Here is a 15,199-nt window from a genome sequence, read left to right as displayed (position 1 = left end):
AATTCCCCTCACCCCCCTGCTGGCGCGAGCTTGTAGCTCGTGCCTACTACAATAAGAGCGTGTCGCTCATTCCTTATCAATTACTTCCCCCTTACTTGCGTAACGAATGTTTAAACTCACTTGTTAATTTTTTCTCTTTAAGTAAAAATACCATTTCAAATTGAGCTTTAATTTCATTTTGAACCAAAGCATCTTGAAATCCTTCCTTTGATAAAATATCCTTATCTTCATCTTGTAGCATTATGAAGCTGTCCAAAAAGTCTTTAATAGTACAACTTCGGCATCTCCCCCATAGCTCCCATTGCTCTCATTGTTCCCACAATCGCTTGTGCGGCTCGCACCCCATTGCTCCCACAATCGCTTGCACGCCCCCCAATTCAAAATTCAGAATTCCCTTTGTCGCTCCCATCAATTCAGAATTCAAAATTCAGAATTCAAAATTCAATTTCTCTCTTTCAAAAGTTAGAAGTATGAAACTACTTTCTTTGTTTATCGCATATCTTTAGCCTTTACTTTTAAGACTTATCACTATACACTTATTTCAGGATATGACAGCTACACCTATGCTAGTTTTTGTCTAACGAGAACAATGAGAATTTATTTCATAATAGGAGGAATTATCTCTCTATTTTTAAAAGCATCATAATTAAATCTAATCCTCTCTGCAAGAACGGATAATTCATCATAATTTAAATTAAGTTCACTTCCTTCTAAATAAAAACTTCTCAGATAATCAACGTAAGAAGCGAAAAACATTACAGTTAATATTTTTTTATCATCAATTTCGTACAAAATATAATCCCATCTTTTTATATATATTTCTTTTATTTCTCCCATAATGTTTTAATATATATCTTTTATAGTATAATCAATATCTTTCACCATTCCTTCTGTTTTAATAATAGCTTCTAATTTTCCATTGGGTAACTTTCCTCTTGGCAACCATAAATCATTAGTTGCAAATTCATTTCCACTTGGAACTTCTACTTTATATCTATCAGAAATTTTAAAATCAATTCCTACTAATCCTCCTTCTTGTAGTTGAGTTGGCGGAATACCTAACTTACACTTTAAATTGGTCTTTAAAAAATCTATATCTTTGATTATATCAATACTTATAAAAGTCATCATTTGATAAGCTCATATCAAAATTATATTTTCTTTTTAGATTTATAATAATCCATTTAATATTATTATATATTTCTATATTGTTAAAATTAAGTGTTTCTATATTTTTAATAAATAAATCTTTTAATTCTTTTGAAATTTTCCATTCTTTCTTTAGTTTTTTATCTCCCTTGAAGCTATGCACAAAATATGACCATAATATTCCTAAAAGTTGTAACAAATCTTCTCCTGAAATATCTTTTTTTGTTTTCAATATTTTAATAATATTTTCCTCCGTTAATTCATAGTTTTCACCTTCTAATAAATAATATTCTAAGATCTCTGAATAAGTATCTGTGCTGTCATGCCCTCCTCTATCTCTGTCCATAACAAAATACTTTCCTTTTCCTAAAAGGAAATCTTCTATTTCATTATGTAGTATAGATTGTTTATATTTATTATTCATATAATTATTTATTTTATTTTTAATACATTATTACTTCCAAAAAAATTAATAAACGTATCCCAATCTTTATTATGAATAAGATTTTCTGAATTGGATATTACAGCTTCCTTAGTTCCATGTATTGTATATCCTCCAGGGATCCATAACTCATCATAGGCTCCCACTTCATTCCCGTTAGGAAAATCAAAAGTAAATTTCTCAGGAGGCACTTTGACAAAAAACACTTCATCTGTCGCTTTAAAATAATCTTTCCCTAAATCTAATTCCTCAATTAATACATTTAAATTCTTATTAGAATCATTATATTTCCTTATTACTCCTTCCATATCACTTCTTAATCCAATAAATTTTCTTGGAGCCATTGTGATATAATTTGATTCTACAACATCTCTTCTTCTAATAATAAAAGCACCTCCTTCTTTTTCAAACTTCGTTAAGTGTTGTTGGATATAACCTGAACTTAGATAAGTACTCGGGTCAGGTCTTTGTCCTTTAGGAATACTCAATATATCCTCGCTTGTTTTTCCATTAATAAAAACACCCTTAATACCCCATTGGTCATTAGCTATATTCTTAGCATCAGTAAGTTCAATAAAGACTTTTTCTTGTTGTACAATTTCTTTTCGTACATCAGAAGAAAGTTTTACCCATTCATCAGAGTTTTTAAGTTTAGTAATTGCTATCCTATAAGATAGATATTTTTCTACTAACAAACTTCTCAAATTCCCATTCTTCTGCAAAAGCTCTTTTGTAGCTTGTGGTAGATTCTTTGCAAACTTATAACCTGCTTGTCCGAGATTCTTTATCCCTATAACTCCCATTGCCAAGTTGTAGCTGTTTACAACCTGTCCTAAAGAACTATGAGGGTCTATATGCTGTGATACATTCACTCCTATGTCCCCCACAGCTCCCACTACTTCTGCCAGTGCCTAAGCACGACGTACTGTAATACAACTTTGTTGATAATTTTTACTCTTTTTTAACCTCTAATAATTCTTTTATTTTATCAATAAATTTATAAAATTCTTCTATCTGATTTTCAGAGTATCCTTTCCCTTCTAAAGATCTCGGAGATATAGAAAAAAGATTTAATTCCTTTTTTTCATTATTTCTAAGTATAGATAAATCTTTCTCTAATATTTGATATAAAAAATTTGTTTTTTCATAGTTATTTAATATACTTTTTTTATATTCTTCCTGTGAAGAATATAAATCTTTCTTTGAGAAAAGAGTTTTTAGTTGCCAAAAAGGAATTTCTTCGATTTTCTTTTCTAATTCTTTTCTCATTAAACCCATTTTATTTTGAATAAGATTTATTATTTCATTCATTTTAATTCTTTTATACTTTTTGTTATTTCTGAGAGATTTATCTTATTTTGCTTATAATCAAAAATTACTTGCTCTATTCCTCCTTTCAAAAAGAAATCTTTAGTTACTGAAGAAGCAGGTTGCCTAGCGGCAACCCCTCTCCAACCCCCCCGCTGGTGCGAGCTTGCAGCTCGTACCCAATTCAAAATTCAAAATTCAAAATTCAAAATTCAAAATTCAAAATTCAAAATTCAAAATTCCCCACCCGTCCCACAAGTCCCACAAGTCCCACAATTCAAAATTCAAAATTATCACAGCGAACCTTCAGCGAAGGATGAGCGAAGGATGAGCGAAGGATGAGCGAACAATTAGCACTAAAATGACGAACCTTCAACAATTAGCACTAAAATTTGTGCAAATATAAAAAAAGTCTTACTTTTGTAGCAAAATTATTTTCTTTATGAAGCGTATATTTATTGCTATTACAATAATAATCAGTGTGTTATCTTGTTCAAAAAACAATGATGATGATGAGAATCCTTTCCTTTTTGCTGGCTCCGACTATACAGGTTCAGACCTCAATCTGCGTATCAACGACTTTATTTGGAAAGGACTTAACACTTACTATTTGTGGCAGCCCGAAGTAGCTAATTTACAAGACAATCGCTTCGGAAGCCTTGCCAATACCAAAGCCGATAAAAATCATACCTATACTACCTTTTTAAAAAGCAATTTAAACCATACCGATTTTTTTAACAACCTCCTCTACCGTAAAGGTACAACCGATCGTTTTAGCTATATTACAGACGATTATGTGAAGTTAGAAAACCAATTCAAAGGCATCACAGCAAGCACAGGTATGGACGAGGCTTATGTGCAGTTCAACAACGCAGGTACAGTTATGGGTATAGTGCGCTATGTAATCCCAAATTCCGATGCTCATAGGCAAGGCGTACAACGCGGCGATGTCTTCCTTGAAATCAATGGTACCCCCATCACCAAGCAGAATTTAGGTAGTTTGCTCAGTAGTAGTGTGTATAGTTTTGATATTTACCGCTTTGACGAGGATGGCGACCTGAATTTTACAGGTAGAAGCGTAACCCTGCACAACACCGCTACTCCCGAAAATCCAGTACTGATAACCAAAGTAATACAACAAGGCAACCACCGCATAGGCTATCTAATGTATAACGCCTTTATTAGCGATTACGACAAAGCCCTCAACGATGCCTTTGCCTACCTGAAAAACCAAAACATCACCGATTTGGTACTCGACCTCCGCTACAATGGCGGTGGAAGCGTGCAAACCGCTATTTACCTCGCCTCAATGATTACAGGGCAGTTTAGCGGACAGGTCTTTGCTAAAGAAAAATGGAATACCAAAATGCAAGACATCGTAGCCCAGCAAGGTAAAACAGTCAATTATTTTCTCGAAAATATGACCGATGGCACACCCCTAAACCACCTGCGAATGAATAAGCTATACGTGCTTACTACCAGTCGCACTGCCTCAGCCAGCGAATTGCTTATCAACGGCTTAAAACCTTATATTACCGTAGTGCAAATAGGGCAAACCACCACAGGCAAAAATCAAGGCTCTATCACTATTTACGACTATATAGATAGAAAACAACAAACCAAGAACCCTAAGCATAAGTGGGCAATGCAACCTTTAGTGCTAAAGATAGAAAATGCAGCAGGAGTAGGCGATTATGTAACAGGCTTAACACCTACAATAGCTATAAATAAAGAAAATTACACCAAATTAGGCACTTTGGGCGAACCCACCGAGCCATTCCTATCTAAAGCTATAGAGCATATCACAGGCAGGCAAGCAAGCCGTACCAGCAGAACAGCTCCCCAGCCCACCCCCGATTATCAGCTTATTACTACACAAAAAAGCCAATATTTAGGCTACAACGAAATGTATAAATAATAAAAAATGAACAAACTTTACGACCTTAAAGTTACTAAAATAACACACCTTACTGCATCGTCAGTAATGATTACTTTTGAAGTGCCTGAACTGCTGAAAAAAGTATTTTCTTTTGAAGCAGGCGAATATCTTACTCTACAGCAAACCATCAACAATCAAAAAGTACGCCGTGCCTATTCCATTTGCTCTGGCGTAAATGAAGGCGAACTTAGTGTAGCAGTAAAACGTGTGCCCAATGGTATCTTTTCTACTTATGCTACCCAAGAGCTCAAAGAAGGCGATATACTACAAGTAATGCCACCTATGGGCTCATTTGTGTTCTTCTACGATATTTTCGGTAATCGCGATATTATGCTGTTCTCAGCAGGCAGTGGCGTTACCCCTATGATGAGTATTGCCAAAACAGCACTCGCCAAAACCAATATCAAAGTGGTGTTTGTATATGGTAATAAATCCAAGCAAGAAACCTTGTTTTTTGATGAAATAGAAGCACTACGCGCCCAATACCCCGAGCGCTTCTTGGTGCATTACGTCTTTAGTCAAGAGCCTTGGGGCAACAATTATACAGGGCGTATCAATCATAAAATAGTAACTGAACTATTTGAAAAATACAAAGATTTGAATTGGGGTAGATACTATGCTTGCGGACCTACACAGCTGGTAAAAGACCTCCGCGAAATGCTCTTGCTGCGTGGCATTGATAAAGAACGTATCTTTACCGAGCTATTTGAAGCCTCACCCGATGCTGTTGATTATACTCAGCTGGAAGGTAATGTAGAAATTACCGTTGAAATAGGAGGCGAAACCCATACCTTCACTTCAGCTCGCAATCAAACACTGCTCGCCTCTGCACTGATGAGGGGCTATGATGCTCCTTACTCCTGCCTCAATGGTGTGTGCAGTAGCTGTATAGGCAAAGTGACAGAAGGCGAAGCTAAAATGGCTAAAAATGAGACACTTACCGAAAAAGAAGTAGAAGAAGGTTATGTACTCACTTGTCAGGCATATGCTATGCAAGATAAAATTAAAGTGAAATTTGAAAATTAAAACCGTTTTGGCGCAGTATTTGTAAATAACACTTTTGGCAACTAAAAATATTTACTATGGTTTATATAGACGAAAAAATATACCTTTGGCTCATCAATATTGTGTTTGTGCTGCTGCTTATTTTTGTAGCCTCACAATGGCGAAAACGAAAAATGCAGCGACAATTTGCTACTAAAGCAATGTTAAAGCGCTTATCCCCCAATCGTTCAAGTTTTAAAACTTGGCTGAAATTTGTGCTATTGGCAGTTGTTATAACTTTGCTATGTATAGCTTTGGCAAATCCCAAAATAGGCACTAAAGTAGAAACCGTAAAGCGCGAGGGGGTAGATATTGTTTTTGCTATAGATGTTTCAAAAAGTATGTTGGCAGAAGATGTAGCACCCAATCGTTTGGAAAAAGCCAAACGCATTGTTTTTGAAACCATTAGCCAGCTAAAGGGCGATAGAGTAGGAATTGTAGCCTATGCGGCGAGTGCTTACCCACAGTTGCCCCTCACCACCGACCATTCTGCTGCTAAAATGTTCCTGCAAGCAATGAATACCGATATGCTTTCTTCACAAGGTACTGCCATTCAGGAAGCCATACGTATGGCAAGCAGTTATTTTGACGAAAATACTCCTACGGCACGCCTTTTGTTTATCATTTCCGATGGTGAAGACCACGAAATGGGTGCTACCGAAATAGCAGCTGAAGCCCAAGAAAAAGGCATACACATCTATACCATAGGCGTGGGTACCGAAAAAGGAAGCCCAATACCAATGAAAGAGTTAGGACAACAAACCTACAAGCACGACAGCAATGGCGAGGTGGTAATTACTAAACTAAACAAAGAGCTCTTGGCACAAATAGCTCGCAATGGCGGAGGGAACTTCTTTAATGGTGATAATACCCAAACTGCTGTAAGCGAGATAACTAAAATATTAGATAATACCGAGAAAACCCAATTCGACACCCAAAAATTTGTAGATTATAAAGACCAATTTCAGTGGTTCATTGCTGGTGCACTCTTCTTGCTCTTCCTCGATATGTTTATCTTCGAGCGAAAAACTGCTTGGGTGAAAAAACTAAATTTATTTAACGAAAAAGAAAAGAATTAATAGTTAGATGATGAAAAAAGTATTTGTCGTATTACTCTTTATAATAACTGCAGCTGTAAATGCTCAAACAAAAGCAGAAAAAGAAGCACTAAAAGCAAAAAAAGCCTCTGATGAATATACTTATCAGGGAAATAAAGCTTTGGAAGGTGATAAACCTGTGCAGGCAGAGGTAGATTATCGCAATGCCATTGTAAAGAATAAAGAAAATGTAACCGCTCAGTACAATTTAGGCTCATTGTATTACCAACAAAAAAGTTATGGCGAGGCTTTTGCTCGTCTCAAAAAAGCGAGCGAAACTCCTAATATCACCGATAATGAACGCCACCAAATATTCCATAATTTGGGCAATACTTTTATGAAAACTAAAGAGTATGACAAAGCGGTACAGGCATATAAAGAAGCACTCCGCTATGATAGCACCGATGAGCAAACACGCTATAATTTGGCAGTAGCTAAAGATATGCTAAAGAAAAACCCTCCTAAAAACGATAATAAGGATAATAAAGACAATAAAAACAACCAAGATAATAAAAACGATAAGAATAAAGACAACCAAGATAATAAAGACAATAAAAACGACAAGAATAAAGACAACCAAGATAACAAGGATAACAAAAACGACAAGAATAAAGATAACCAAGATAACAAGGATAACAAGGATAACAAAAACGACAAAGACAAAAAAGATAACCAAGATAATAAAGACAATAAAAACGATAAAGACAAGAATAAAGATAACCAAGATAACAAGGATGACAAAAACGATAAAGGCGACAAGGATAATGACAATCAAAAACCACGACCTTCAAGCCTGTCACCACAGCAAATGGAACGCATTCTGGAGGCTATGAATAGCGAAGAACGTAAAACCCAAGAAAAGGTGAACGGACAAAAAGTAAAAGGACAACGCTCTAAATCAGAAAAAGATTGGTAATCCTAAAAAGCAATTATTTGATAGCATATGAAGAAAATAACAGCATTTATTATTACTTTCTTAGCATTACAATTCATCTATGCACAGCAAGTGGAATTTACTGCCGAAGTGAGCAAAACTCAATTAGGAGCTAACGAACGCCTGCGCATAGAGTTTACAATGAATAGAAATGGTGATAACTTTACACCTCCTAATTTTCAAGGATTTACTGTAGTGATGGGACCTTCACAGTCTATATCAAACTCTTGGATAAATGGGGTGCGTACTTTCTCACAGTCGTATATATACATATTGCAGCCCACAAGTAAAGGGAAACATACTATAGGAGCTGCCTCTGTAGATATTGAAGGGCGTACCTATAGAACTAAACCTATAGAAATTACCGTAACTGGCGAAGTACAAAACCCATCAATAGATAAAAACAGCAACGATGTGGCTCGTGAAAGTTTCTTCTTATTGGCAGAGGTGTCAAAACCTAATCCTTATTTGAATGAAGCGGTAACGGTTATCTATAAGTTATATGTGGGCAATCAAATAGCACTGAACAGCTTGGAGTGGCTCACAACCCCCAAATATCCTAACTTTTGGAGTCAGGATTTAAAAATGCAGCAGTATGAGATAGGTGATTGTAACTATCAAGGGAAACCTTATCGCTGTATTACGGTGAAAAAAGTAGTGTTATACCCTCAAAAAACAGGAGTCCTTACCCTTGAGCCTCTCACTATGGATGCCGTTTTAAGTGTGCCTACAGGTCAGCGTGATTTCTTTGGTCGTCCTTATTACGAAGAGGTGTCGCGCCGTGTTACTTCGGGTAATAGGACATTGAATGTAAAAGAACTGCCACAAGAGGGCAAACCCGATAGTTTCGGGGGGGCAGTAGGTGATTTTTCTTTTAATGTAACTACCAATAAGCTTACCTTAAAAGCAAATGAAAGTTTGCAGCTAAAAGTAGAAGTTTCGGGTAGTGGCAATTTGAAGTTGTTTGATTTGCCAAAACCTATATTTCCGTCTTCGTTAGAGGTATATGCTCCTGAACAAAAAGACGATATTAGCACGACATTACAGGGTATGAATGGGCGTGTAGAACATACTTATACCATTGTACCCGAATATAAAGGTAAGTATCCTGTATCAGGGCTCACATTCTCGTATTTTAACCCTGTAACTCAAAAATATGTAACTGTAAAAACAGATGATTTGCTGATAGATGTAACCGAAGGTCCTGCCGCTGATAGTAATACAACTAGCAATAGTGATGCTTCGGTAACACAAACAGATAACTCGTTTGCACCAGCTCAAACCAATACACAATTACAACCTATAGGTAAACGCAGTTTCTTTGGGTCGGTAGGGTACTATTTATGGTCGCTATTGCCATTGCTTATCATTCCCATAGTACTTTTATGGTGGCGTGCACAACAGCGTCGTGCAGGAGATATTGAGGGTAATAAAGTGCGTGTAGCCAATCGTTTGGCAAAAAAATATTTAGGTGAAGCAAAACGCAAATTAGGTGATAAAGCCACCTTCTATGAGGCTTTAGAACGTGCTTTGCACAACTATTTGAAAGCTAAGCTAAAAATAGAAACTGCCGAGATGAGTAAGGATACCATCAGTGAATTGTTGTTACAACGACAAGCTGATGAAGCTACGGTATCACAGTTTATAAAACTCCTTGCCAATTGCGAAATGGCACGCTATGCGCAACATAGTGAAGCTGCTATGGAACGAGATTTTGAAGATGCTGTAGAGGTAATTTCAGGCTTAGATAAGCAGATGAAGAGTAAGTAATAATTAATAAGGAGTAGAGGAATGAAAAAGCAAGTAAAAAATATGAAAAGCATTATACTTGTATTATTTACAGTGTTTTGTAGTTTAATAAACTTTGCACAAACTAATGAAAAGCTGTTTGCACTCGCTACTGATAATTATCAGAAAGGGCAATGTGAAGAAGCCATTAGGCAATACCAACAGATTATAGCGCGAGGTAGTGAATCATCAGCTTTGTACTATAATATGGCAAATGCTTATTACAAGCTGAATAAAGTACCCGAAAGTATATATTATTACGAGAAAGCACTAAAGTTAGACCCCAAAAATACAGCGGCTAAAAATAATCTCACATTTGCCAAACAAATGACAGTAGATGCGATTACACCTCTACCTAAGACGTGGTTGCAACAGCTTTCGGATAGTATTACGGGCTTATTTGAATTGCATACGTGGGCTATTCTTTCAATTATAGCCATATGGGGGGTAGTAGTATTTTTTTTGTGTTACTATTTTGTAGTACATACAGCTTTGAAACGTACTTTTTTTACTTTATTATTAGTAACAATAGTCATTGCTATAGGTACTTATAGTATAGCTCATTACAAGCAACAACAAATAGCAAATGAGCAATATGCCATATTGTTTGAGAAAACAGTACGAATATTTGCAGAGCCCAATGCTTATAGTAGTGAAGTTTTAGAGCTTCACGAGGGTACTAAAGTAGCTATTATAGGGCAAGAAAACGATTGGCTACAAATACAGTTAGCCAATGGAAAAACAGGCTGGACGAAGTCGTCTAACCTGAAAAAGCTATAGAGCAGCTAATTACCAATTAGATAATAGGCTCATTAGCCAATTTATCTAATAAGAGCCTGAGGCTTTCGTCTTCTGAGAGGTTATCCATAGTGATAAGGCAATCAGCTTGCATATAAAACGGATTGCGTTCAAAAAGGTGCTTACGAATAAAATCTTCTAACTCATCGTCATTGATATCGGTTATCATAGGGCGATGAGTTTTTTCTTTTATGAGTCTGAGAGCGAGATTTTTGGGTTGATACTTCAGGTAAATAGATGTAGCATCAGCTGTTTTAATAATACTGATGTTATTACCAAAACAAGGAGACCCACCGCCTAAGGCAAGTACAAAATCATTGGGATTTTGTAGGAGTTCTTGTAGGTACTCAGCTTCTTTTTTTCTGAAATAAATCTCGCCTTTAGTTTTAAAAATATGAGGGATAGAGCTGTTTTCACGTTCAGCTATGTAATCATCAAGGTCTATAAAAGGAATGTTTTTAGCATTGGCTAGGGCTTTTCCAAGCGTAGATTTGCCACTACCCATATATCCCATTAAAATTATTTTCATATATAAATAGTTGTTTTTTAGGGTATTGAAATAAAAGTTAAAAATAAAATGCAAAAATAATACTTTTTTTCTTGTTATATATAAAAAAAGTATTACCTTTGCACCCGCAAACAAGAAATACTTGTGATTACCACAACGACTCGGTAGCTCAGCTGGTAGAGCACGACACTCTTAATGTTGGGGTCCTGGGTTCGATCCCCAGCCGGGTCACAAGGATTATATAGTTTAATATTTTAGGACTTGGTAGCTCAGTTGGTAGAGCACAACACTTTTAATGTTGGGGTCCTGGGTTCGAGCCCCAGCCAGGTCACAAGGGTTATACAATTTGTTTTTTTATTTTTAAGGACTTGGTAGCTCAGTTGGTAGAGCACAACACTTTTAATGTTGGGGTCCTGGGTTCGAGCCCCAGCCAGGTCACAAAAACTTACCGCCTACGTGGAGAAATTGGTAGACTTGCCATCTTGAGGGGGTGGTGCCCTTTCGGGCGTGCTGGTTCGAATCCAGTCGTAGGCACATAATAATTAACAAAAAAAGCTGTCTAAAAAGACAGCTTTTTTTGTTTCCTTAAATGTCAAAGTTATCAATTTCTACTTTTAGATTGTTGATGATGAAATCTTGTCTATCGGGGGTGTTTTTACCCATATAAAAATCTAATAACTGCTCTATATGGATAGTCTTATCGAGCATTACAGGGTCTAAACGAATGTCTTCGCCTATAAAATTTTTGAACTCATCGGGTGATATTTCTCCTAACCCTTTAAAACGCGTGATTTCGGGTTTGCCTTTTAGTTTCTCTATAGCAGCTTGTTTTTCTTCTTCGCTATAACAATATATTTTTTCATTCTTATTACGTACTCGGAAAAGAGGCGTTTGCAATATATATAAGTGTCCTTCCTTGATAATCTCGGGGAAGAACTGCAAGAAAAAAGTAGTAAGTAGCAAGCGGATATGCATTCCGTCTACATCAGCATCGGTGGCAATGACAATGTTGTTGTAACGGAGGTCGTCCATAGAGTCTTCTATATTTAAAGCTGCTTGCAAGAGATTGAATTCTTCGTTTTCATAAACTATTTTTTTAGTCATTCCGTAGGTGTTCAGCGGCTTACCTCGCAACGAAAAGACGGCTTGGGTATTGACATCGCGAGATTTGGTAATAGAACCTGAAGCCGAATTTCCTTCTGTAATAAACAGTGTACTCTCCAAATTGCGCTTATTTTTTGTATCGGTAAGGTGTATGCGGCAATCGTTTAGTTTTTTATTGTGTAAGTTTGCTTTTTTAGCTCTTTCTTTAGCCAATTTTCTGATACCAGCAAGGTCTTCGCGTTCGCGTTGCGCTTCCATAATTTTGCGCAAAATAGCATCGGCTACTTCGTTGTTTTTGTGCAGATAATCATCTAAATGACGCGCTACAAAATCGTTAATATAAGTGCGTACGGTAGGCATTCCTTCGCCCATTTCAGTAGAACCGAGTTTTGTCTTGGTCTGGCTTTCAAACACAGGCTCCATTACTTTGATAGAAAGCCCTGCAATGATAGACTTGCGCACGTCAGACGAATCGAAATTCTTCTTATAAAAATCGCGGATGGTTTTTACATAGGCTTCTTTGAACGCATTGAGGTGCGTACCTCCTTGTATCGTATTTTGTCCGTTAACAAATGAGTAATACTCCTCGCTGTATTGGGTTTTGCTGTGTGAGATAGCCACCTCGATATCCTCGCCTTTGAGGTGGATAATAGGGTAAAGAAAATCCTCTTCGTTATTGTTTTCGGTCAGAAGGTCTTTCAATCCGTTTTCAGAATAGTATTTTTCGCCGTTGTAATTAATCGTAAGCCCAGGGTTGAGGTATACGTAGTTTTTGAGCATACGCACTACGTACTCATTGCGGAACTTGAAGTTTTTGAAAATGGTATCATCGGGAATAAAGGTTACGCTTGTACCGCGTTTTTTGGTACTTTCTTCAATGGGTGATTCTTCTTTTAAAATACCTTTTTCAAATGAAGCTGATTTGGCTTGATTGTCGCGTACAGACTCTACCCAAAAATAAATAGAGAGCGCATTAACAGCTTTTGTACCAACGCCATTAAGTCCGATAGATTTTTTGAAAGCCTTAGAGTCGTATTTGCCTCCTGTATTCATTTTAGAGACTACATCTACTACTTTTCCCAAGGGGATACCACGCCCATAGTCGCGTACTTCTACCTTATTATCGCTGATTTTCACATCAATAGTTTTACCAGCTCCCATAATAAACTCGTCTATACTGTTATCGAGTACCTCTTTGAGGAGTACGTAGATACCATCATCGGCAGAAGAGCCATCGCCGAGCTTTCCGATGTACATACCAGGGCGTTGTCGTACGTGCTCTAAGGGGTCGAGCGTTTGAATACTATCTTCGTCATATCTTATTTCTTCCATAATGATTTATATGTTTATGGCTGCAAAGATACGAAATAATGTTTAATGATTAATGATTAATCTTTTAAGAGGGGGTATATTCTCGAGCCGCACAGGCGTTATCTTCCGCTTACCTTCCCCTTACCTTCCCCTTATCTTCCCCTTATCTTCCGCTTATTCTTCGTCACATACTCGGCTGTGCCATCTCGGTGCGAGCCGCACGGGCTTCACATACTCGGCTGCGCCAGCTCGCCGACTTTCCTTCGCTTATCCTTCGCTCATCCTTCGCTGAAGGTTCGGTGAGGCAATTTTGAATTTTGAATTGGCATTTTACTATTTCTGTTGAAAAAAGAGTTGCATTTATAAAAGAAAGTTGTACCTTTGTGGCATCAAATTATAAAACGATAAGAAACGATGAATACCCAACAACTTACTGACCTTACTACCCAAGTGCGTAGGGATATATTGCGAATGGTACACAAAGTAAATTCGGGACACCCTGGTGGCTCTTTGGGCTGCGCTGAGTTCTTAGTATGCCTGTATAACGAGGTGATGGATTTCAAACTGCCTTTTAGTATGGAGGGCAAAGATGAAGACCTTTTCTTCCTTTCTAACGGACATATTTCGCCTGTACTCTATAGTGTGTTGGCACGTAGAGGCTTTTTTCCAGTGGAAGAACTCAATACTTTCCGCTTGCTTAATTCGCGCTTGCAAGGGCACCCTACACCTCACGAAGGGTTGGAAGGCATACGTGTAGCTTCAGGCTCTTTGGGACAAGGGCTTTCGGTAGCTATAGGGGCGGCTTTGGCTAAGAAACTAAACGGCGATAAGCATTTGGTTTATACCCTACACGGTGATGGCGAGCTACAGGAAGGACAGATATGGGAGGCGGCAATGTACGCTGGTGGCAAAGGGGTGGATAACCTCATCGCTACGGTTGATTACAACCAAAAACAGATAGATGGTCCTACCGATAAGGTACTGCCCTTGGGTAACCTTCGCGCTAAATGGGAAGCCTTTGGTTGGCAGGTAATTGACATTGAAAAGGGCAATGATATTAGTGCTATCTTGAAAGGTTTGGCAGAAGCTAAAGCACTGACCGGTAAGGGGAAACCTGTTTGTATTTTGCTACATACCGAAATGGGTAATGGTGTAGATTTTATGATGGGTACTCACGCTTGGCACGGCAAGGCTCCTAATGACGAGCAATTAGCGAAAGCTTTGGCACAGAATGCTGAGACGTTGGGAGATTACTAATTTGACGATTTGATAATTAGCAAATTAATATTTATGACTGAAATTACTGAAAGATTAGCTGATAGTGAAGAAAAGGAAGAGCTATCAGCTTTGAAAGAAAAAGCTATTGACTTACTAAAAGAGAACAATTTTACTTGTGATGAAAGCCATCCTAAAGAAGTAGCTACTTCTTTGAGGCATTTTATTGATGCTTATAAAGAACAAAAAGTTACTGCTAATACCTTAGCATACGACAAGGTTGATTTAGCTTATGGTTTAGGAGAATTATTTGCTAATGCGGTAATGAATTTTTATCAATGGGAGTATTTCTATCTTGATAAAGGGAATGACCACGGAGGTTTTGCAGTGGTAAATCCTAACAAAAAATGGTATATTTTTGTTCATCATTATCTTTACGACTTGCTTTTTGATGAAGAAAAAGAAAATAACCTATTGTTAAACTTTAATACGCTTAATCCAAGCGAGTTAAAGTCTTACGAAAAACCACATATTAATTATATGGGGTTGAGTTAAGAATTAT

The 15,199-nt window shown here is 37.2% G+C and carries 16 protein-coding genes and 4 tRNA genes; 12 read left to right on the top strand and 8 right to left on the bottom strand.

From position 1 onward, the window contains the following. Nucleotides 1–91: 91 nt before the first annotated feature. The 6 genes from J4N46_RS01690 to J4N46_RS01665 all read right to left on the bottom strand — a co-directional run bounded on the left by J4N46_RS01690 (nt 92) and on the right by J4N46_RS01665 (nt 2,902). Nucleotides 92–241 carry a hypothetical protein gene (locus J4N46_RS01690; protein WP_208057784.1) on the bottom strand — a complete coding sequence of 50 codons (150 nt, stop codon included), beginning with the start codon at nt 239–241 and terminating at the stop codon, nt 92–94. Between the two features lie 356 nt (nt 242–597). Beyond that, a complete protein-coding gene (locus J4N46_RS01685) occupies nt 598–837 on the bottom strand; it encodes a hypothetical protein (RefSeq protein WP_208057782.1) in 240 nt (79 codons plus the stop codon). A gap of 6 nt (nt 838–843) precedes the next feature. Then, nucleotides 844–1,128 (bottom strand): hypothetical protein, encoded by a 285-nt coding sequence (locus tag J4N46_RS01680; protein ID WP_208057780.1) that lies wholly within the window; start codon nt 1,126–1,128, stop codon nt 844–846. Then, nucleotides 1,109–1,573, bottom strand: coding sequence for a hypothetical protein (locus J4N46_RS01675; protein WP_009415436.1), 465 nt, complete (start codon nt 1,571–1,573; stop codon nt 1,109–1,111). The genes J4N46_RS01680 and J4N46_RS01675 overlap by 20 nt, the downstream gene beginning before the upstream one ends. An 8-nt stretch (nt 1,574–1,581) precedes the next feature. Next, nucleotides 1,582–2,463, bottom strand: a complete 882-nt coding sequence (locus J4N46_RS12595) for a hypothetical protein (RefSeq protein WP_236013543.1) — start codon at nt 2,461–2,463, stop codon at nt 1,582–1,584. Between the two features lie 79 nt (nt 2,464–2,542). Beyond that, entirely contained in the window at nt 2,543–2,902 is a 360-nt protein-coding gene (locus J4N46_RS01665; RefSeq protein WP_208057778.1) for a hypothetical protein, read from the bottom strand. Between the two features lie 439 nt (nt 2,903–3,341). Here J4N46_RS01665 and J4N46_RS01660 point away from each other — a divergent pair, with 439 nt between their 5' ends. The 6 genes from J4N46_RS01660 to J4N46_RS01635 are packed head-to-tail and all read left to right on the top strand — an operon-like array spanning nt 3,342 to nt 10,481. Beyond that, nucleotides 3,342–4,817: a S41 family peptidase gene (locus tag J4N46_RS01660; RefSeq protein ID WP_208057776.1), complete on the top strand. Its 1,476-nt coding sequence runs from the start codon at nt 3,342–3,344 to the stop codon at nt 4,815–4,817. Nucleotides 4,818–4,823: 6 nt separating this feature from the next. Then, a complete protein-coding gene (locus J4N46_RS01655; protein WP_208057774.1) occupies nt 4,824–5,864 on the top strand; it encodes a ferredoxin--NADP reductase in 1,041 nt (346 codons plus the stop codon). Nucleotides 5,865–5,920: 56 nt separating this feature from the next. Continuing rightward, entirely contained in the window at nt 5,921–6,961 is a 1,041-nt protein-coding gene (locus tag J4N46_RS01650; RefSeq protein ID WP_208057773.1) for a vWA domain-containing protein, read from the top strand. 10 nt (nt 6,962–6,971) lie between these two features. Continuing rightward, nucleotides 6,972–7,895 carry a tetratricopeptide repeat protein gene (locus J4N46_RS01645; RefSeq protein WP_208058016.1) on the top strand — a complete coding sequence of 308 codons (924 nt, stop codon included), beginning with the start codon at nt 6,972–6,974 and terminating at the stop codon, nt 7,893–7,895. A 27-nt stretch (nt 7,896–7,922) separates the two neighbouring features. Continuing rightward, nucleotides 7,923–9,683: a BatD family protein gene (locus J4N46_RS01640; protein ID WP_208057772.1), complete on the top strand. Its 1,761-nt coding sequence runs from the start codon at nt 7,923–7,925 to the stop codon at nt 9,681–9,683. 42 nt (nt 9,684–9,725) lie between these two features. Further along, on the top strand, nt 9,726–10,481 hold the full coding sequence (locus J4N46_RS01635) for a tetratricopeptide repeat protein (RefSeq protein ID WP_208057771.1): 756 nt from the start codon (nt 9,726–9,728) through the stop codon (nt 10,479–10,481). A gap of 16 nt (nt 10,482–10,497) precedes the next feature. Here the strand turns inward: J4N46_RS01635 and J4N46_RS01630 are convergent, their stop codons facing one another. Beyond that, on the bottom strand, nt 10,498–11,028 hold the full coding sequence (locus tag J4N46_RS01630; RefSeq protein ID WP_208057770.1) for a shikimate kinase: 531 nt from the start codon (nt 11,026–11,028) through the stop codon (nt 10,498–10,500). Nucleotides 11,029–11,165: 137 nt separating this feature from the next. Here J4N46_RS01630 and J4N46_RS01625 point away from each other — a divergent pair. The 4 genes from J4N46_RS01625 to J4N46_RS01610 all read left to right on the top strand — a co-directional run bounded on the left by J4N46_RS01625 (nt 11,166) and on the right by J4N46_RS01610 (nt 11,541). Next, nucleotides 11,166–11,238: transfer RNA gene (locus J4N46_RS01625), tRNA-Lys, on the top strand. A 27-nt stretch (nt 11,239–11,265) separates the two neighbouring features. Continuing rightward, a tRNA-Lys gene (locus J4N46_RS01620) sits at nt 11,266–11,338 on the top strand. Nucleotides 11,339–11,372: 34 nt separating this feature from the next. Continuing rightward, a tRNA-Lys gene (locus J4N46_RS01615) sits at nt 11,373–11,445 on the top strand. A gap of 12 nt (nt 11,446–11,457) precedes the next feature. Continuing rightward, a tRNA-Leu gene (locus J4N46_RS01610) sits at nt 11,458–11,541 on the top strand. Between the two features lie 51 nt (nt 11,542–11,592). On the opposite strand, the gene J4N46_RS01605 is transcribed toward J4N46_RS01610, so the two are convergent. Next, nucleotides 11,593–13,443 carry a DNA topoisomerase IV subunit B gene (locus J4N46_RS01605; protein WP_208057768.1) on the bottom strand — a complete coding sequence of 617 codons (1,851 nt, stop codon included), beginning with the start codon at nt 13,441–13,443 and terminating at the stop codon, nt 11,593–11,595. 393 nt (nt 13,444–13,836) lie between these two features. On the opposite strand from J4N46_RS01605, the gene J4N46_RS01600 reads away from it, so the two are divergent. Continuing rightward, on the top strand, nt 13,837–14,679 hold the full coding sequence (locus tag J4N46_RS01600) for a transketolase (RefSeq protein ID WP_208057766.1): 843 nt from the start codon (nt 13,837–13,839) through the stop codon (nt 14,677–14,679). Between the two features lie 33 nt (nt 14,680–14,712). Further along, the gene (locus J4N46_RS01595) at nt 14,713–15,192 is read left to right on the top strand and encodes a hypothetical protein (RefSeq protein ID WP_208057765.1); all 480 of its coding nucleotides are present in this window, start codon (nt 14,713–14,715) and stop codon (nt 15,190–15,192) included. Nucleotides 15,193–15,199: the final 7 nt, after the last annotated feature.

Source organism: Capnocytophaga bilenii, assembly GCF_017565765.1.
Classification (GTDB): Bacteria; Bacteroidota; Bacteroidia; order Flavobacteriales; family Flavobacteriaceae; genus Capnocytophaga; species Capnocytophaga bilenii.
This window is presented reverse-complemented; position numbering and strand designations above follow the sequence as displayed.